This is a genomic window from Devosia sp. Root105, assembly GCF_001424865.1.
Taxonomy (GTDB): domain Bacteria; phylum Pseudomonadota; class Alphaproteobacteria; order Rhizobiales; family Devosiaceae; genus Devosia_A.
On sequence record NZ_LMCR01000017.1, the window covers coordinates 71,609 to 89,882 of the forward strand.

Here is an 18,274-nt window from a genome sequence, read left to right on the forward strand (position 1 = left end):
GGTGGCACCCAGGGCAAGCTGGAAAGGCTATATCAAGCTGAGTTTGGTCAGCTGTCCGGTGAAGATGTATCCGGCGACGAGCGCGTCGGAGCGGATCACCTTCAACCAGCTGCACAAGGACACCCATAACCGGATCAACATGAAACCGGTTGATCCTGAGCTGGGTCTGGTGGAGCGCAGCGACCTCGTCAAAGGCTATGAGTACGAGGACAAGCAGTACATCATCATCGACGAGAGCGATCTCGAAGCGGTGCGGATCGAATCCAACCACACGATGAACATCGAGGCCTTCGTCGACGAAGACGAGGTCGACGTCATCTACCAGGACGCGCCCTATTACCTGGCGCCGGATGGGGCGATGGCGGAAGAGACGTTTGCCGTGCTGCGCGAAGCGATGCGGCAATCGGGCAAGCTCGCCATCGCGCGGCTGGTGCTGACCAACCGCGAGCGGGTGATCACCATCGGGGCGCGGGAGAACGGCATGTTCGTCACGGTGCTGCGCAACCCGAGCGAAGTGCGGGGGACGGCCGAGTATTTCGGCAACATTCCCGAGGTGAAGCCGGACCAGGAAATGCTCGATCTCGCCGAAAAGCTGATCGAGCAGAAGGTCAAGGAATTCAACCCCAAGGATTATGAGGATCGCTACGAAGTCGCGCTGATGCAGATGATCCGCGAGAAGCTCAAGGGTCACAAGCCGATCATCGCGGCGGCGCCGGAGCGCGGCAACGTCATCAACCTGATGGATGCGCTGAAGGCGAGCCTCGGGCAGGCGAAGCCCGCGGCGCCGAGCAAGGCCAAGGCCGAGCCGGCAGCGCCGGCCAAGAAGCCATCGCTGAAGGAAGCGGTGGCGGCGTCGAAGGCGGCAGCCTCGAAGCCTGCGGCGGCGAAGAAGAAGGCCTAGCTAGGCAACAGCATTGGGATCCCCGGGGTGGTGACGGCGAGACGATGGCAATCAAGTCAGAGTTGGCCAAACGTCTCGATGACGCGATAGATCCGATCCGGAGATTGCTGAAAGCGGAAGGGTTCGGGTCGCGCGGCCGTACGTTCAATCGGAAGACGGAAGACGGGATCGTCCATGTCGTCCAAGTCACAATGACTCGGTCCGACCCGCCAGGGACCCCAGAGATCGCGGGCTTCCGACACAACCTGTATGGCACGTTCAGCGTCGGCTTGGGTGTCTACGTGCCGGAGGTGGCAAAGCACCTGCACTACTGGCAGCCGACCAAGGTGGCTGTCGGCGAAATTGATTGTTGTGTTCGTCGTGATCTGACCGAGTTGTGGCCATTCGGCCGAACCGGCGTATGGCCGATTGATGGTCCGGCCGAGTTGTACGGAGACATCGCAACATATCTCGAGCGCTATGCGATGCCATTCTTCGAAAGGCATGCCGAACGGCAGGCGATGATTGCGGAACTGCAAGATGGTCCGATCTACGGCGCTGGTGGTCCCCCCAGAGTGGTTGCAGCCATTATCTTAACTGAGCTTGGTCGGGTCGACGACGCACGACACCTCCTAAAAAAACAGGCTGACCTGACCGAGCAACCTTTGCATCGTGGCTACCTTGAGGGATTGTCCGCACGACTTGGGCTTTAACTGGGTCTCAGCGAGGCACTAGCAAATCACCATAGATCGAACGTAGAATCAGCTGATGCGGAAATCGGACAGCACTGTCGGTATCGTGGGAGCGCTCAGTGCGTTTCCGCGACGGCTGGCGGCGCGGGCGATGGGGACCAAGGGCAGCCGGCTGCGGCGTGGCCTGACCCGCCATACCGGCACGCTGGTGCTGGGCCGCACACTGCTGGACAAGCTGTCGGACGCCGAGATCGAGGCCAAAGTCGCGAGCTTGCGCGAAACCGACGCGACGCTCCTCAGCGAAAACGGCTTTCTGCGCTGGCTGGGGCTGTTGAGCGCGCCCGAGCAATCCAACCTCAGCCGCCAGTCGCTTCTCGATCAGAGTAAGCTCGATGCCCGCGCCTTTGATCTGCTGGTGCTGTTCGACGCGTTCGAGCATCACGCCGAACCCTTTTCGTTCCGCGACCTGATCCTGTCGCGCAAATATGCCGGGCTGCTCGCTGGCGGCGCCACCTGGGGGGCGATTGCGCGCTCGGTGCATCGCTCCGGACCGGTGCAGTCGCTGACCGCGATGTCGTTGCACCCGGGTGGGCCAAAGCGCATCCGGGCACTGATCGGCGACCAGCCGGCCGAGCTCGATGGACAGCGGCTGCTGGCGCTGGCGCCGATCGAGGATGAATCCGAGGAGTATTTTTCGCTCGCCGAGGCGGCGGAAGCGGCAGGGCTATTTGCCGAGGCGGCGGTGCTCTACGGGCATTGCCTGTCGATCGACCCCAACGACTCCGTTGCGGCCTATAACCGCGCCAATTGCCTCAAAGCAGCGAACGACAATTCCGAGGCGGCGAACGCCTATATGCAGGCGATCAAGCGCGACCCAGATTTCGTCGAGGCGTGGTTCAACTATGCCGGATTGCTGCGCGAGGAGGGCAAGATTGCCATCGCGCGCCAGCACTTGCAGACGGCGATCGACATCGACCCCGACTATGCCGATGCGATCTACAACCTCGCAACGCTCGAATATGACGCCGGCAACCTCGGCGAAGCGCGGCGCTGGTGGGTGCGCTATCTCGAACTCGACCAGGACTCGGAGTGGGCGAAGACCGCCTCGCGCGGTATCGCCTATGCGGACCTTCACACACGGAAATCGGCTGGCTGATGACGACCAGTTTTCTCTTTGACGGCCCCGAGGATGCTCGGGTGACGATCCTCCTGGCGCATGGCGCCGGAGCGCCGATGGACTCGGCCTCGATGAACGCCACCACCAAGGCGCTCGCCGCGGCCGGCTTCCGGGTGGTGCGCTTCGAGTTCGGTTACATGGCGGGCCGGCGGACCGAAGCAGGCAAGAGGCCGCCACCGAAAGCCGAAACGGTGATGCCGGAATATGTCGCGGCGATCGACGATCTCGGACCGACCACCGGACCGCTGCTGATCGGCGGCAAGTCGATGGGCGGGCGGGTCGCCAGCATGATCGCCGATGCCGAGTATGAGGCGGGCCGGATCGCCGGGCTGCTCTGCCTCGGCTATCCCTTTCATCCGCCGGGGCGGCCGACGCAGTTGCGCACCAAGCACCTGATCGGGCTCAAGACCCCGGCGCTCATCTGCCAGGGCACGCGCGACGAGTTCGGCGTGCCGGATGAGGTCGCGACCTATGGGTTGTCGCCCACGATCGAGGTGAAGTGGCTCGAGGATGGCGACCATGATTTGAAGCCGCGCAAGGCTATTTCGGGGTTCTCGACCGCCGACCACCTGAAGACAGTGGCCGACAGCGTCACGGCCTGGGTCGGGCGCATCGCGCCCTAGAAACGCTTCGGGGTCGGTATTGAAGATCGCGACGTTCAACATCAACAACGTCAACCGGCGGCTGGACAATCTCCTCGCCTGGCTGGACGAGGCCGAGCCCGATGTGGTCTGCCTGCAGGAGCTGAAGGCGAGGGATCACCAGTTCCCGGCAACGGCTTTGGCCAATGCCGGCTACGGGGCGGTGTGGCGGGGCGAGGCGAGCTGGAACGGCGTCGCCATCCTTGCCAAGGGCGTCGAACCGGTGCTGACGCAGGAGTCGCTGCCGGGCGACCCCGAGGATACGCAGGCGCGCTACATCGAGGCGGCGGTCAACGGACTGGTGATCGCCTCGCTCTATGCGCCCAACGGCAACCCGCAGCCCGGGCCGAAATTCGACTACAAGCTGAGCTGGGGCGAGCGGCTGATCGCGCACGCGGCGGAGCTGTTCGACAGCGGCGTGCCGGTGGTGCTGGCGGGCGACTACAACATCGTGCCCGAGCCGCGCGACATCTACGTCACCACCTCCTACCGCGACAACGCGCTGGTGCAGCCGGAGAGCCGCGAGCAGTTCCAGCGGCTGCTCGACCAGGGCTGGACCGACGCGCTGCGGAAGAAATTCCCCGATGCGACGCTCTACACCTTCTGGGACTATATGCGGAACCGCTGGCCGCGCGATGCCGGGCTCAGGCTTGATCATATGCTGTTGAGCAAGCAGTTGGTGCGGAAGCTCGGGGCGGCGGGGATCGATCGCGAGGTGCGCGGTGAGGATGGGGCGAGCGATCATGCGCCGGTGTGGATCGAACTGAAGGTGTGATGAGGAGCCACCGGCGGTAGCCGAGTGGCCTTCTCCCCCTTGTGGGAGAAGGCAGACCGGCGCGGGGTTGCCACACCGACGTTTAAGTTGACTGTAAACGTCAGAATTAGTAGCGCATTCCCCATTGTTCTAAGCGATGGGTTCTACGATGGCGCCGCTGAAGCTGATCAAGGGCACGGTCATTGGCCGGCAGATGGTGACGCCGGGCATGGTTCGGGTGACGCTGGGCGGACCCGATATCGAGGCGCTGAAATCGACCGGTGTCGGCGACGAATATGTGCGGCTGTTCTTCCCCGACCTCGTCACTGGCGAGCTGGTGCTGCCCGAGGTGGATGCGCAGGGGTTCTGGAAATATCCCGAGGGCAGGAAGCCGGCGCATTGCGAGTGCTACACCATCCGCTATTTCCGCGATGGCGAGATCGACCTCGATTTCGTGGTGCACGAGAATGGCAGGGCGAGTGAATGGGCGCAGGCGACCAAGCCCGGTGACGAGATCGTGCTGCGCGAGCCTTACGGCATCTACGAGGCGCCCGCCGATGCGGATTGGCAGCTATTCGTCTGCGATGCCACCGGGCTGCCAGCACTGGGCCGGCTGCTCGAGGGGCTCGCCGAGCATGTCGAGGCGCGGGTCATCGTCGAGGTGCCGGACAAGAGCCACGAGCAGCAGTTCGAAAGCAAGGCCAAGCTGAAGATCGTCTGGCTTTACGGCGCCGGTAACGGCATCGCGGCGAGTCAGCTCGGAGACGCGGTGAAGTCGATGACGTTCCCGGCCGACCGCTCGGTCTATGTCTGGGTGGCCTCGGAAGCCAAGACGGTGCGGCCGATCCGCAAATACTTGCGGCACGAGCTGAAATGGCCGGCGACGCGCTACTCGATCACCGGCTACTGGACCGACAAGCTGGCCGAATGGGAGCGCAACTGGGGTGCGCTCGATCCGGCGGTGAAAAAGCAGATCGACGATCTGTGGCGCTCCGGCCGCGACGCGCAGGACGTGCGCGACGATGTCGAAGCGGTGATGGAGAAGTTCGGGCTTTAGTCCACAAAGCTGCCGATCGCCGCCGTCACCGCCTCGGCAATCCCTGGGTCGCTGAGCGAATGGCCGGCATTGTCGACCACCCGCACCTCCGCGTCGGTCCAGATCGCCGCCAGGGCGTGGGCGGTGCGGGGTGGGCAGAGCAGGTCGTAGCGGCCCTGGACGATGATGCCGCGGACGCCGGCGAGGCGGTGGGCGTTGGCAAGCAGCTGGTCGGGGGCCATGAAGCTGTCATGGCTGAAATAGTGCGCTTCCATCACTGCCGTCGCCGGGATGCGGCTCGACGGGGTGAAATCCAGGCGCGTCGTTGCCGGGCGCACTTCGGAGAGGATGCGCTCGGTATCACTATAGGCGCGAGCCGCCGGGCCGTGGACTGCGACATCGGGGTCGAGGATGCGCCGAAAATAGCGGTCGACCGGCGAGAGGCGCTCCTCCGGCGTGAGGAGGCTGAGGAAATCCTCGTACAGCGCTGGATAGAAGGTCGAGAGGCCGGTGCCGAAGGTCCATTCCAGCTCGGCGCGGGTGCCGAGGAAGGTGGCGCGGAGCACAATGCCGAGCACCCGTTCGGGGTGCGCCTCGGCATAGGCGAGGGCGAGCGTCGCGCCCCAGGAGCCGCCGACCACCAGCCAGCGTTCGAAGCCGAAATGCATGCGGATGCGCTCCATGTCGGCAACCAGATGGGCGGTGGTATTGGCCTCGCGTGACCGGGCCGGGGTGGAGCGGCCGGCGCCGCGCTGGTCGAACAGCACGGCGCGGAAGCGGTTGCGGTCGAAGAGCTGGCGGTGCGCCGGCTGGCAGCCACTGCCAGGCCCGCCATGCAGGTAGACCGCAGGGATGCCGTCGGCGGCGCCGAGGGTCTCGATGTAGAGCTCGTGCCCGTCGCCGACGGGGAGGCGGAGGGTGGCGAGGGTGGTAGTGAAGTCGTCCAGCGGCACGAAGAAGCGTCCTCGATCTGCGAAACACACTCGATGTCATCCCTGCGAAAGCAGGGACCCAACCATCCGCCTCGCGGGCTGGTTCCGGACGAGGGCAGAGCCCTCGCCGTGGGGTCCCAGCTTTCGCTGGGATGACAGCCGGTGGGTGTGGTTAGCACGCAGCCAGAGCTTTGGCTCTCGGCACGTGCCTCACAATTCCTGCTGGTCAGGCTCCAGTGTGCCACCCGCAAAGTTGCGGTAAATGTAGCGGTTCGTTCCGGTAGCAGACTCCGCTTCGGCCGTCCTGAAGATCTCGTGGTGGCGCGGCGACAGGCTGCAGGCGGGGTCGGTGTTGGCGGCGCTGCCGGTGAGGGCAAAGGCCTGGCAGCGGCAGCCGCCGAAATCCTGTTCCTTGAAAGCGCAGCTCTGGCACGGCTCGGGCATCCAGCCGGTACCGCGATAGCGGTTGAAGGCGTCGGAGTTCTGCCAGATCCAGGCGATCGAGTGGTTGGAGCGGACGCTCTCGAAATCGAGCTCGCTGATGGTTTCGGCGGCATGGCAGGGCAGCACCTTGCCGGAGGGGGTGATGTTGAAGAACTGCCGGCCCCAGCCGCCCATGCATTTCTTCGGGCGGTCGGCATAATAGTCGGGAACGACATAGTCGATGTCGAGAATGCCCTTCAGGCGCAGAGAGGCTTCCTCGACGATGCGGGTGGCGTCGTCGATCTGGGCGATGGTCGGCATCAGGGCGGCGCGGTTCTTCAGTGCCCAACCGTAATACTGGACGTTCGCCACTTCGATGCGATCGGCATCGAGCGCTACGGCCATGTCGATCATGCCGGGCAGCTGATGGAGGTTCTGCCGGTGCATCACGGCGTTGACGGTCAGCGGCAGGCCGAGTTCGCGGGCCCAGTCGGCGGCTTCCAGTTTCTTCGAATGCCCCTTGAAGCCGGCGATGCGGTTGGCGAGTTCTGGTTCGTTCCCCTGAAAGCTGATCTGGATGTGGCAGAGCCCGGCGTCGGCCAGCGCCTGGAGCTTGTCGCGGCTCAGCAGCACCGCCGAGGTGATGAGGTTGGAATAGAGCCCGAGCTCGGTGGCGTGCCGGATCAGCTCGGCGAGATCCTTGCGAACCGTCGGCTCGCCACCGGAAAAGTGCACCTGCAGCACGCCGATTTCGGCGAGTTCGGTGAGCACCTGCTTCCACTCGTCGGTAGTGAGTTCGTTGCCGGCGCGCTCCATCTCGACCGGGTTGGAGCAGTAGCCGCATTGCAGCGGGCAGCGATGGGTGAGCTCGAGCAGCACGGCGAGCGGAATGCCGTAGGTTTCGGCCACAGACTTGTTTTCGAGGATGGCGAGGCCATCCGTTGGGTCGGCGAAGACGGGGCTGGTATCGAGCAGGGTGGGGCTCATGGCGTGGCCCTCCGGGCCTCGACGACGAAGCCGGAGCCGGCGAGGTCCTGCAGCATGGCGATGACGTCGGCGCCGATCTCTTCGCGCGGCGCGGCGTAGGCAGCCGCCAGCTGGTCGATGATGGCGGCGACGCTGCGCTGGCCGTCGCAGAGCTGCAGGATTTCGACGGCGATCTCGTCCGGAGCCATGACGCGCTCGGGCACCAGCAGCACCCAGCGCTGGCGAGTCTCGTCGTAGCGGAGACGGGTGCCGCGGGCGAGGGTGGGGATGCTGTCCTCGGCAACGATCAGCCGGCGCCGGGCCGCCGGAGCGGTGGCGGTGCTCATGGCGACGCCGGAACGAAGGCGCCGGGCGGCACGTGGCCCTCGACATAGGCGTGGTAGAGCGCGTCGAGCTGCACCCAGAGCACGTTGGTCTTGAAGATCAGCGCGTTGCAGACCAGCTGGCGCTCGTAGGGGGTCCTGGCGTGCTGTTTGACATAGTTCAGGGCGAATTCGGAATCGCGCGGCGCCTGGGTGAGGCGGCGGCTGAAATAGCTCATCACCTCGGGGTTCACGAAGTCATAGTGCTTCAGCATGCCCGAGATGCGCTCTTCATGCAGGTTCGGTGCGAACAGCTCGGTGAGTGAGGAGGCGATGGCCTCGAGCGGCGATTTCTCCCGTACGAAATGCACATAGGCTTCGACGGCAAAGCGGGTGGCCGGCAGGATGCCCTCGGCGCTCTCGACATAATCGGTGTCGAGGCCGAGGCCCTCGGTCAGCTTGATCCAGCGCTCGATGCCGCCCTCGGTGCCGATGTCGCCGTCATGGTCGGCGATGCGGTGGCGCCATTCGATGCGGGTGTCGCGATCGCGGAAGCGCGAGATCACCACCGCGTCTTTGATCGGGATGGTCGACTGATAGTAGTAGCGGTTGAGCGCCCAGGCCTGCACCTGGCCCTGGTTGAGTTTGCCGCCATGCAGCAAGGCATGGAATGGGTGGAGGCTGTGGTAACGGGTGGCGCCGATGAAGCGGAGCTGCTCCTCGAGTTGCTCGGGCGTATCGAGCGGCGCGTCGGCGGCGACTGAGAAAGCCGTCAGTGCAGTCATAGCGTGATCTCCATCCCGTCGGCCGGTATTTGCCAGCCGGCCTGTTCCACCGCCTGACGCTCGGGCGAGCCGGGCAGCAGGGCAGGGTTTGAATTGTTGATGTGCAGGAAGATTTTCCGCTCGATCCCGAGGCCATCGAGGGCAGGGATGGCGGCAGACATGGCCATGTGGCCCATGCGCTGGCCGGTCTTTGCCGACAGACCGAGGCGGATCATCTCGTCATCGGTGAACAGCGTGCCATCGAAGAACACCAGCTTCGCGCCGCGCAGGTAGGTTTCGACCTCGGGGGTGAGGGCAGCGCAGGCCGCGAGGAAGACCAGGCTCTCGCCGCTCGCCCGGTCGCGGATGACGAAGCCCAGCGTATCGCCAGCTTCGTTGGCGCTGGTCTCCTCGACGAACAGAGCGGCCTTGCCCGGGGCGATGAAGGGGAGGATTTCGAGACCGGACGGCGTGCCGTCGGGCAGTCGCGGCTCGAACGCCGCGTCGTGTGTAATGGCGATGCGGGGGACCAGCGCCGGCTTCAGCACGTTGAAGATCGAGTTGTCGGCGAGCAGGTCCAATACGCGCTGGTGACCGTAGAGGTTGAATGCCGTGCCCTCGCGCAGGTTCAACAGCCCGGCGATGGCGTCGACTTCACCATTCGAGAGGATCACGCCGGCGATTGGGCTATGGCGTAGCGCGCGCGGGTGGAGCGTCGGGGTCTGCGTGAGCTGCTGGCGGAGGTCGGGCGAGGCGTTGATCAGGAACCAGTGCGCCCGGTCGGCGCTGACGGCGATCGAGGCTTGCGTGGCCCGGAGCTCGGCATGGCTGGTGCGGGCGGCATGACAGTTGTCGCAGCCGCAATTCCATTGCGGCACCCCGCCACCCGCCGCGGTTCCCAGGACAATTATGCTGAGCATGAGGCCTGTCCCCGCGGCAGGATCGACGTGATTACTTGCGGGTCGCGCAAGCGTACATGTTGATTTCCATGCTCACCGGCACTTCGACCAGCTTGGGCTTCTTCCAGGACTTCATTGAAGTTCTCCTCACGATTCACGGCTTGGTGCCGCGAGCGAGGAGTTTAGGGAGAACGCCGGGGCCCGCACTCTATCATGCTGATAGATAAGGCCTATTGGTTAGAATTCGGAGAGAGAAGCGCGATCGAGGAAGGGCGGAGTGGCGCGGATGTTCGGCAGGGCGAGGGTTTCCCCCGCGGCCTGCAGCGCATCGATCAAGCTCGCGTAAGGCTCCTGCCGACGATACTGCGAGGCGACGAGCGCGACGATGCGGCGGGCATCGGCATTGATGCGATAGAGCCGCACGCCGTCGAGCGAAGCGCTGCCGCTGACGGTGGAGAGCGCCGGGGCGAGGCAGATGCCGGAGCCGGCGCGGACCAGCCCGATCGCCACTTCGAAGCTGCGGCACTGGGCGACGACGCGATGCTCGGGCAGCATCTGGTCGTACCAATCGGCGACGCGCTTGGCGTGCTGGGTGCCGAAGATGAACTGGATCGAGCGGTTGAGCATGGCCCAATCTGCCGGCGCCAGCTGGCGCGGGTCGGCGATGTCGTCGAGGTGCAACTGCTCGGGGACGACGAGCACATAGGGGTCTTCGATGATGGGGATCTGCAGGAAGCCGACACTGGCCTCGGCCACCGAATTGGCGGCGAGGAGGCCGATATTGACCCGGCGGCCATAGAGCATCTCGAGGATGTCGGCGGGGGCGCTTTCCTGGATGTCGAAATCGATGTCGGGGAACTTCAACTGCGTGCTGGTCAGCGCCGTCGGCAGCACCACGCGCAACACCGAGTTGACGCCGGCGAGGCGCACGGTGACCCGATGGCCGCCGCTGAACTGACCGAGCCCATCCTCAAGATCCTGCATGTTGCGGAGGATCTGCTCGGCTTTGGGAAGCAGGTAGGTGCCGGCCTCGGTGAGCGTCATCTCGTTGGAGTGACGGCGAAACAGCCTTGTGCCGACAGTGGTCTCGAGCTTGGAGAGTTGCTGCGACAGCGAGGGCTGGGCGAGGCCCAACTGCTTGGCCGCACGGGTCAGGGTTTCGGAATGGGCGACGGCCCAGAAGATGCGGAGCTGATGCAGGGTGATTTCCGGACGACGGGCGCGCAACGCGGTGCGCTGGCGCCCGGTCTGCAGCAGGGCGCCGAGATCCGCGGGGAGGGTCCGATCTTCGTCGTCGTCGGTCATATCGCTATTCCTAATGCAGGATTGGGCTTAGCGCGAGACGGCAGTCAGATGGCCTATGAAGAGGATTGGAGGCGGGGGGTGGGACGACGCCGCCGGATAGGCTGCCGCAGGCTGACCCCCACCCCTGTCCCCTCCCCGCAAGGGGGAGGGAGACCCTCACACTGTTATCGAGGCCATCGTCTCCCTCCCCATTCTTAGGGGGAGGGGACAGGGGTGGGGGTCAGCCCGCACCGGCCCCAGTCATGAGAGCGCTATAGCGTCCCCTTGGCCTTCAGCTCTCGTACCGCATCCCGCATCGCCGCCAGTGTATCGTTGATCACGCCGGCATCGTGCTCGCTGGAGAGGAACCAGGCGCCACGTTCGAGAGCGCGGACGCCGCGGTACATCAGGGCGGTGGTCAGCGCGATGTAGGCCGGGCGATTCATCCTGGCGAGATCGCGGTAGTCGCGGGCCGGCTTGTCGAGGCCGAGGGCGACGTGGAAGACCTGCGGGAAGCCGACCACCGAGGCGGTGACGCCGGCCGAGGCGAAGATTTCCTTGAAGCCTTCCTGCAGCGCAGTGCCGGCAACGCCGATCTTCTTGTAAAGCGCCGGGGTCAGCGACTTCAGGGTCGCGGCGGTCGCCGCCATGGCGATCGGCTGAGCGTTGTAGGTGCCGCCATGAACGACGCCGCCCGAGGTGAACATGTCCATCAGGTCGGCGCGACCGGCAATCGCTGCCACCGGGAAACCGTTGGCGATGGCCTTGCCGAAGGTCGAGAGGTCCGGGGTGACGCCGAACAGTTCCTGCGCGCCGCCGGGAGCGAGGCGGAAACCGGTGATGACTTCGTCGAAGATCAGGATGGTGCCGGTCCTGGTGCAGGCTTCGCGGACGCCTTCGAGGTAGCCGGGGAGCGGGTGCACCGCACCCTGATTGCACATCGCCGCTTCCATGATGACGGCGGCGATATCGCCCTCGGCGAGGCGCGCCGTGAGCAGTTCGAGATTGTTCCAGGGCAGGACGACGAGGGTATCGGCAGTGTCCTTGAGCTGGCCCTTCGAGCCGATCACCGGGACCGGCGCATCGGCCGGACCGGCCGCGTCGAGGGCCGGGGCGGTGGACCACAGCACGTTGTCGAACCAGCCGTGATAGTGGCCTTCGAACTTCAGGATCTTGGTGCGGCCGGTGGCGGCACGGGCGAGGCGCATGGCGGCCTGGTCGACCTCGGAGCCGGAGGAGCCGAAGCGCATGCGCTCGGCCGACGGCACCAGTTCGCAAACAAGGCGGGCAGCCTCGGCTTCGATGGCGGTCTGGCCGGCGAACAGGATGCCGTTGTCGATCTGCGACTTCACCGCATCGACCAGCGCCTGCGGCTTATGGCCGAGGATCATCGGGCCCATGCCGAGGTAGTAGTCGATCAGCCGGTTGCCATCGACGTCGTAGAGATAGGCGCCTTCGCCACGCTCGAACACCAGCGGGGTGGGCGAGATGTTGAGGCGGAAATTGCTGTTCACGCCGCCGGAGATCCACTGCGAGTTGGTGCGGATCGCCTCGACGGATTTATCGAAGCTGAGCGGGCGTGACTGAGCAGCCGATGGTGCGGCAGGGGATGTAACGGTCAACGCGGGACTCCTCAATTCTTCTAGTCCAAGTGGCCCCAGGGCCTGAAAGTTGTAAATGGCCGCCGGTTTCGCGAGGCGAAAAAATGGGCGGAAAGCCGATAAAGCCGGCACTAGTGCATTTTGATTTGGTCGCGCTTTCGAACCGGAAAAGTCTCACAACTTTTCCTGAAAGCGCTCCTATGCTTTGGAGTTCTTGGCGACGGCAATGCAGTCGATCTCGTAGCGGAGCGCCGGGCCGAGGCAATTGGTGATGGTGGTGCGGGCCGGGAACGGCGCCTGGAAATATTCGGGGTAGATGCGGTTGTAGAGCGCCAGGTCGGCGTCATCGCGCACATAGTTGCGGGTCTGGACCACATGGGCGAGGTCGCTGCCGGCGTCTTCCAGCACCTTGCGCAGGTTCTCGATCGAGCGGCGCATCTCGCCCTCGAAACTGTCCGAGACGATCTTGCCGGTGGCGTCCACCGAGGCCTGACCGGAAACGAAGATCAGCTCGCCGACCTTGGTGGCCGGGCTGAACGGCAGATGCGAGCGCGGGGTATCCGGCGCGCTGGGATATTCGATCATCATGGGCTCCAAGAAATCTCAACTGATCGGGAAGACGGACTTCCGAAGCCGCTGGTAGGGCAGGGTCTTGAGGGCACTGGTGCAGGGGCCCGGCGTGGTGACGGTGTAGCTGCCCTTGGCGATCTTGTCGTAGGCGCGGCGGTGGGCGACGGCCGCCTTGACGCCGATCACCGACAGCTGCTCGGGAATGATGCCCTGCGAACGCAGCTGGCCGAGATCGAAGGGCGGGGTCTTGCGGCTCGACAGGAGGATCTTGATGCCGTTGGCCTCGACCACTGCCGAGGGCCCCATATTGTAGTGGATGCCCTGCATGGCGGCGAGGTGGCTGTGGCGATCCTCGAGGGTAAAGGCGCCATCGGAGCGGCTGACGAAGCTGACTTCGAGCTCCACCGGACCAGGGTCGAGCCGACTGCCCTTGCCGCCGATCGACAGGGTGCGCCTGTCGCCCGGTTTGGCGCCATCGAGCGCGCGAACCGCGGCGGCATCGGCGATGGCGACGGCGGCATTGGTGATGCCGTGGCGGAGGAAGCCGCGCAGCACCGGGGTGCAATCGCCGGGCGCGCCACCACCGATATTGTCGGAGGGCTCGACGATGACATAGGGCCCGCCGGGCAAGGACTTCACCTCAGTGAGTGCGGCGTCGAGATCCCATTCGGTGGGGATGCCGAGCTCGCGCAGCTCGATGGCGAGGTTTTCCAGCCGGTCGAGAGCCGACTTGGCGTCGGCATCGCTGCCGGTGGTGGTGACCGAGAAGGCGACGCCGGCATCGGGGATGTCGGAGAACGAATAGCCGGCGACGACGTTGACGGTCCAGATTTTCGGGTTTTCGGCTTCGATCTGGCGGGCCAGCGCTTCGAGGTCGCGCATCGGGCGGTCGGCGGTGCCAACGCCGGTCGGGGCCCAGATGATCGGAGCGTTGCGGGCGAGCATGTGCGGCAGCGCGCCCTCGCGCAGTGCGCGGGCAAGGAGCTGGGCCGAGCGCACCGCGGACTCATTGGCGTCGGTATGCGGGTTCTCGCGGTAGGCGACGAGGCCATTGGCGTTCTTCGCCATGGCGGCGGTGAAAGTGGCGTGAAGATCGAAGACGCCGAACAGCGGCAGCGTCTCGGCGCCCGGCACCTGGCGGATGCGCGCCAGCAGCTCGCCTTCCGGATCGACGCTCTGGGTAGTGACCATGGCGCCGTGCAGCGCCAGCCAGATACCGTCGAGACCGCCGTCGGCGAGCGCCGCTGCGAGTCCGGCGCGCAGTTCGCTCCAGAACAGCTCGAACACCGCGTGGTCGGCTGTGCCGGAGGGGAGGGCAGAGAAGTCGGCGACCGGCACAACCTCCCAGCCCTCGGTTTCGGCGACCTCGAGGAAACCATCGATGGTCGAGCCGTCGCCGCGCCGCGCCGTTACTGCGCTGCCGCGGTTGATGGTGAACTCGCTAAGCCCGGTGATTTCGTCGACGAAGGTGTGGGTCTCGTGGAACAGGCCGGCGAGGAGGATGCGAGGCTTGGTCATTTGGAGCTCGGATGCGGCGCGTGATGGGTCATTTCGGCGGTGATCTCGGCAAGGCTGGCGACGAGGAGCTTGCCCAGCCGCTCGATATTGTCGGGCTCGTAACGAGCCGAGGGGCCGGCAATGCTGACGGCGGCAATGGCGTCACCGCCGGGCCCGAAGATCGGTGCGGCGACGCAGGCGCTGCCCATCTCGTTCTCTTCGAACTCGGTGGCCCAGCCGAGGGTGCGGCAGCGCTCGAGCACCGTCTCGAGCGCCTCGGGGTCGGTGATGGTGCGCGAGGTCGCGGCCGGCAGGTTGCCGACCGAATAGATGATCCGGCGGAAGTTGAGCGGCTGATGCGCGAGGAGCGCCCGGCCGCAGGCGGTGGAGTGATAGGCGGCGCGGGTGCCGGAATAGGAGGAAACGCGCAGCGACTGGCTGCCCTCGAGGCTTTCGACGATCACCGCGTCGGTCGGGCCGGGAAGCGCCAGGTTCACCGTCTCGCGCGTCGTGGCGCAGAGCCGGATCAGGTGCGGGCGGGCGATGGCGGCGATATCGAGCCGACGCTCGACCGCCTTGCCGTAGACCAGGTGCTGCAAGCTCAGCCGATAGGCCCCGGCCTTGGCGTCGCGCTCGGTGAGCCCGACATCGACGAGCGCGCTGACCAGGTTGAACGCGGTGGTCTTGGCGAGGCCGGTGCGGATCGCCAGGTCGCGCAGCGATACCCAATCACCGCCGGCCATGGCGTCGAGCAGCGCCTTGGCGCGAGCGACCGACTGAATACGGGCTTCGGCGGTGGGGAGGCTGGTCTGCGCGTTGTCAGGGGCGCTGGTTCTGGGCATTGGCACGGTCTCTCGCGGCTGGTTCCACATTGTAGAACAATCGCCGGATGGCTGTTACCGGCGCAATAAGACACGAGCGCCGGCATGGCGCAAGCAGTTAGACCAGCTTTTGCCGAGATGCGACCTCGGTAGAGTTGACAGCTCGGCTGCCAACATCTTTACATTCTCCGCGGCCAACGAAAGGCCGTTCCATCATATAGGATGGATGGCAGGGAGCGGATGTGTTGCGGGTCTTTGTAGCGTCGCTGGCCACCGAAACGAATACGTTCTCGCCGCTGTTCGTCGATCGCAGCGCGTTCGAGGAAGCCTTCTACTGCCCGCCCGGCACGCATCCGGATACGCCGACGCTCTGTTCGGCGCCGATGGTCGCAGCGCGACGCCGGGCGAAGACCGACGGTTTCACGCTGATCGAGGGCACCGCCACCTGGGGCGAGCCGGCAGGGCTGGTCTCGCAAGGCGCCTATGAGAGCCTCCGAGACGAAATCCTCGACCAGCTCAGGGCGGCGATGCCGGTCGATATCGTGCTCTATGGCCTGCACGGTGCCATGGTGGCGCGCGGCTATGACGACTGCGAGGGGGACCTGCTGGCGCGGACGCGCCAGATCGTCGGGCCCGACGTGGTGGTCGGCGCCGAACTCGACATGCACCATCACCTGACGCGACAGCGGGTCGACAATGCCGACGTACTGGTGGCGTTCAAGGAGTTCCCGCACACCGATTTTCTGGCGCGCGCCGAGGATCTGGTGGAGCTCTGCCTCCGCACGGCGCGCGGCGAGATCGAGCCGGTGACCGAAGTGTTCGATCTTCGCTCGCTTACCGCCGCGTTCATGACCAGCCGTGAGCCGGGGCGGAGCTTTGTCGACAAGCTGATAGAGCTCGAAGGCAAGGACGGCATCCTGTCGATCTCGGTGACGCACGGCTTCACGCCCGCCGATGTCGCCGATGTCGGCTGCAAGGTCTTCGTGGTGGCCGATGGTGAGCGCAACCGCGCCAAGGCCAAGGCGCTGGCCGAGCAGTTGGGGCGCGAGATCCTCGGCTGGCCGCCGGGCGCCGCAGCGCCTTATCACTACAAGCCCGAAGAGGCGATCTGGCAGGCGCTGGCCGAGCCGGGTCAGCCGATCGTCTTTGCCGATCGCTGGGATAACCCGGGCGGCGGCGTTGCCGGGGATTCCTCGGTGATGATCGACACACTCTTGGCGCATCCGGAGATTCCGTCGGCCATCGGCGCGCTGTGGGATCCGATCGCGGTGCAGTTCTGCCGCGCGGCGGGCGTCGGCGCGGCGATCCGGCTGCGCTTCTGCGGCAAGGTGTCGGAAACCTCCGGCCATCCGGTCGATGCCGACGTGGTGGTCAAGGCGGTGTCGGACAACCTGCTGATCCCGTTCGAGCAGAGCTGGGTGTCGCTCGGGCCGGCCGCGGCGATCAGCATCGGCAATGTCGATATCGTCCTCGCCACCGGGCGGTCGCAGACCTTCAGTCCGCCGGCTTTCACCAAGCTCGGCATCGACCTCGCGGCCAAGAAGGTCGTGGTGGTGAAGTCGTCGAACCACTTCTATGCCGCATTCTCCAGGATCGCGGCGAAGATCCATTATCTCGATACCGGCGGGCCGTTCCCGAGCGATCCCAAAATGATCCCGTACACCAAGCTCCGCCGCCCCATCTATCCGCTGGACCCTCACCCATGGCTCTGATCCCTCGTCTCGACCTCGCCGCCCTCGATCGCCAGCCGCTCGACCCGCTGACCAAGGGGCTGCCGTTCGACGCGCCGGCACTGACGGTGGGCGAGGTCGGCCGGCAGGGCTGGAACGTGCTGAAAGGCGACATGCCGCTGCCGCTGGCGGTGATCCGGCAGGAGGTGGTGCGCGCCAACAGCCAATGGATGAGCGCCTTCACCGGGGACAACGACCTGGTGATCGCGCCGCATGGCAAGACCACGATGTCGCCGGCTTTGTTCGACCTGCAGGTGGCCGATGGCGCCTGGGCGATCACCGTCGCTACGGTGCAGCAACTGAGCGTCTGCGTGCGCTTCGGGGTGAAGCGGGTGCTGATCGCCAACCAGCCGGTCGGCACGCAGGCGATCGATGCCTGCTTCAGGGCGCTGCAGGGCGACGGATTCGAACTCTACTGCCTCGCCGACGGGCTGCCGGGGTTGCAACTGCTGGCCGCCGGCGCGAAGCGCAACCCGCCGCCCAAGGGCAACCCACTGCGTGTGCTGGTCGAGATCGGCTTTCTCGGCGGGCGCACCGGGGCACGGACCCGCGAGCAGGCGATGGAGGTGGCGCGCGTCGTCGCCTCGACGCCGGGGCTGGTGCTGGGCGGTTTCGAGTGTTTCGAAGGCCTGCTGCCGACACCGGAGGCGGCCGATGGGCTGATCGACGATGTGGCGGCGCTGGCGGTCAGCGCGCTCGCCGAAGGGTTGTTCCGCGATGGCCAGCCGGTGGTGGTGAGCGCCGGCGGCTCGGCCTTTTTCGATCGCGTCGGCACGCGCTTCAACCAGGTGGCGTTCGCGCGCCCGGTGGTCAAGGTGCTGCGCTCGGGCTGCTACCTGACGCACGACTCGATCTCCTATGCCGCCGCGTTCGAACGGATCATCAACGACACCTCGCTGAAGCTGCCGGAGGGGCGGCTCGAGGCGGCGCTGGAAGTCTGGGCCTATGTGCAGTCGCGCCCCGAGGGTGGGCGCACCGTGCTGACCATGGGCAAGCGCGACATCAGCTTCGATGCCGGCATGCCGGTGCCGCTGCGCTGGTTCCGGCCGGGCAACATGACGAAGCCTGAGACGATGCCAACGGGGCATACGGTGGTGGCGCTCAACGACCAGCACTGCCACATGACCACGCCCGCCGACAGCCCGCTCGAGGCCGGCGACATGGTGGCGTTCGGCATCGGGCACCCGTGCACGACCTTCGACAAGTGGCAGATGCTGGTGCTGGTCGACGAGGACTACGGCGTCACGGCCGCCCTCAAGACGTTCTTCTGACCGATCAACCAAG

At 65.6% G+C, this 18,274-nt stretch carries 19 protein-coding genes; 8 read left to right on the forward strand and 11 right to left on the reverse strand.

What is annotated here, in order from left to right; all coding sequences use genetic code 11:
• Window position 1: 1 nt before the first annotated feature.
• The 6 genes from ASC68_RS18845 to ASC68_RS18870 all read left to right on the forward strand — a co-directional run bounded on the left by ASC68_RS18845 (window position 2) and on the right by ASC68_RS18870 (window position 5,201).
• The gene (locus ASC68_RS18845) at window positions 2–901 is read left to right on the forward strand and encodes a Ku protein (RefSeq protein ID WP_055882742.1); all 900 of its coding nucleotides are present in this window, start codon (window positions 2–4) and stop codon (window positions 899–901) included.
• A 44-nt stretch (window positions 902–945) separates the two neighbouring features.
• Window positions 946–1,593, forward strand: a complete 648-nt coding sequence (locus ASC68_RS18850; RefSeq protein ID WP_055882744.1) for a DUF4304 domain-containing protein — start codon at window positions 946–948, stop codon at window positions 1,591–1,593.
• A gap of 55 nt (window positions 1,594–1,648) precedes the next feature.
• Complete coding sequence (locus ASC68_RS18855) at window positions 1,649–2,728, forward strand: tetratricopeptide repeat protein (RefSeq protein WP_055882746.1); 1,080 nt, start codon at window positions 1,649–1,651, stop codon at window positions 2,726–2,728.
• Window positions 2,728–3,372, forward strand: coding sequence for an alpha/beta fold hydrolase (locus ASC68_RS18860; RefSeq protein WP_055882748.1), 645 nt, complete (start codon window positions 2,728–2,730; stop codon window positions 3,370–3,372). The genes ASC68_RS18855 and ASC68_RS18860 overlap by 1 nt, the downstream gene beginning before the upstream one ends.
• A gap of 19 nt (window positions 3,373–3,391) precedes the next feature.
• Window positions 3,392–4,165 carry an exodeoxyribonuclease III gene (locus tag ASC68_RS18865; RefSeq protein WP_055882750.1) on the forward strand — a complete coding sequence of 258 codons (774 nt, stop codon included), beginning with the start codon at window positions 3,392–3,394 and terminating at the stop codon, window positions 4,163–4,165.
• A 148-nt stretch (window positions 4,166–4,313) separates the two neighbouring features.
• A complete protein-coding gene (locus ASC68_RS18870; RefSeq protein ID WP_055882752.1) occupies window positions 4,314–5,201 on the forward strand; it encodes a siderophore-interacting protein in 888 nt (295 codons plus the stop codon).
• Here the strand turns inward: ASC68_RS18870 and pip are convergent.
• The 11 genes from pip to ASC68_RS18925 form a co-directional block, all read right to left on the reverse strand.
• Window positions 5,198–6,133 (reverse strand): prolyl aminopeptidase, encoded by a 936-nt coding sequence (gene pip / locus ASC68_RS18875; protein WP_248310565.1) that lies wholly within the window; start codon window positions 6,131–6,133, stop codon window positions 5,198–5,200. The two genes, ASC68_RS18870 and pip, sit on opposite strands and share 4 nt — an antisense overlap.
• A gap of 189 nt (window positions 6,134–6,322) precedes the next feature.
• Window positions 6,323–7,522: a pyrroloquinoline quinone biosynthesis protein PqqE gene (pqqE, locus tag ASC68_RS18880; protein WP_055882755.1), complete on the reverse strand. Its 1,200-nt coding sequence runs from the start codon at window positions 7,520–7,522 to the stop codon at window positions 6,323–6,325.
• Window positions 7,519–7,848 carry a pyrroloquinoline quinone biosynthesis peptide chaperone PqqD gene (gene pqqD, locus ASC68_RS18885; protein WP_055882757.1) on the reverse strand — a complete coding sequence of 110 codons (330 nt, stop codon included), beginning with the start codon at window positions 7,846–7,848 and terminating at the stop codon, window positions 7,519–7,521. Before pqqD ends, pqqE begins: the two co-directional genes overlap by 4 nt.
• Window positions 7,845–8,609 (reverse strand): pyrroloquinoline-quinone synthase PqqC, encoded by a 765-nt coding sequence (pqqC, locus tag ASC68_RS18890; protein ID WP_055882759.1) that lies wholly within the window; start codon window positions 8,607–8,609, stop codon window positions 7,845–7,847. Before pqqC ends, pqqD begins: the two co-directional genes overlap by 4 nt.
• Complete coding sequence (gene pqqB, locus ASC68_RS18895) at window positions 8,606–9,508, reverse strand: pyrroloquinoline quinone biosynthesis protein PqqB (protein ID WP_055882761.1); 903 nt, start codon at window positions 9,506–9,508, stop codon at window positions 8,606–8,608. The genes pqqC and pqqB overlap by 4 nt, the downstream gene beginning before the upstream one ends.
• 31 nt (window positions 9,509–9,539) lie before the next feature.
• The gene (gene pqqA / locus ASC68_RS18900) at window positions 9,540–9,623 is read right to left on the reverse strand and encodes a pyrroloquinoline quinone precursor peptide PqqA (protein ID WP_055046352.1); all 84 of its coding nucleotides are present in this window, start codon (window positions 9,621–9,623) and stop codon (window positions 9,540–9,542) included.
• A 101-nt stretch (window positions 9,624–9,724) separates the two neighbouring features.
• Window positions 9,725–10,792 carry a LysR family transcriptional regulator gene (locus ASC68_RS18905; protein WP_082528291.1) on the reverse strand — a complete coding sequence of 356 codons (1,068 nt, stop codon included), beginning with the start codon at window positions 10,790–10,792 and terminating at the stop codon, window positions 9,725–9,727.
• 251 nt (window positions 10,793–11,043) lie between these two features.
• Window positions 11,044–12,393 (reverse strand): aspartate aminotransferase family protein, encoded by a 1,350-nt coding sequence (locus ASC68_RS18910; RefSeq protein WP_248310566.1) that lies wholly within the window; start codon window positions 12,391–12,393, stop codon window positions 11,044–11,046.
• Between the two features lie 177 nt (window positions 12,394–12,570).
• Window positions 12,571–12,957, reverse strand: coding sequence for a RidA family protein (locus tag ASC68_RS18915; RefSeq protein ID WP_248310567.1), 387 nt, complete (start codon window positions 12,955–12,957; stop codon window positions 12,571–12,573).
• A gap of 18 nt (window positions 12,958–12,975) precedes the next feature.
• Window positions 12,976–14,460 (reverse strand): M81 family metallopeptidase, encoded by a 1,485-nt coding sequence (locus tag ASC68_RS18920; RefSeq protein ID WP_055882764.1) that lies wholly within the window; start codon window positions 14,458–14,460, stop codon window positions 12,976–12,978.
• Window positions 14,457–15,281 carry an IclR family transcriptional regulator gene (locus tag ASC68_RS18925; protein ID WP_055882766.1) on the reverse strand — a complete coding sequence of 275 codons (825 nt, stop codon included), beginning with the start codon at window positions 15,279–15,281 and terminating at the stop codon, window positions 14,457–14,459. Before ASC68_RS18925 ends, ASC68_RS18920 begins: the two co-directional genes overlap by 4 nt.
• Before the next feature lie 224 nt (window positions 15,282–15,505).
• On the opposite strand from ASC68_RS18925, the gene ASC68_RS18930 reads away from it, so the two are divergent.
• Both ASC68_RS18930 and ASC68_RS18935 read left to right on the forward strand, forming a co-directional pair.
• Entirely contained in the window at window positions 15,506–16,972 is a 1,467-nt protein-coding gene (locus ASC68_RS18930) for a M81 family metallopeptidase (protein ID WP_055882768.1), read from the forward strand.
• Window positions 16,963–18,261, forward strand: coding sequence for an alanine racemase (locus ASC68_RS18935; protein ID WP_055882770.1), 1,299 nt, complete (start codon window positions 16,963–16,965; stop codon window positions 18,259–18,261). Before ASC68_RS18930 ends, ASC68_RS18935 begins: the two co-directional genes overlap by 10 nt.
• Window positions 18,262–18,274 lie beyond the last annotated feature (13 nt).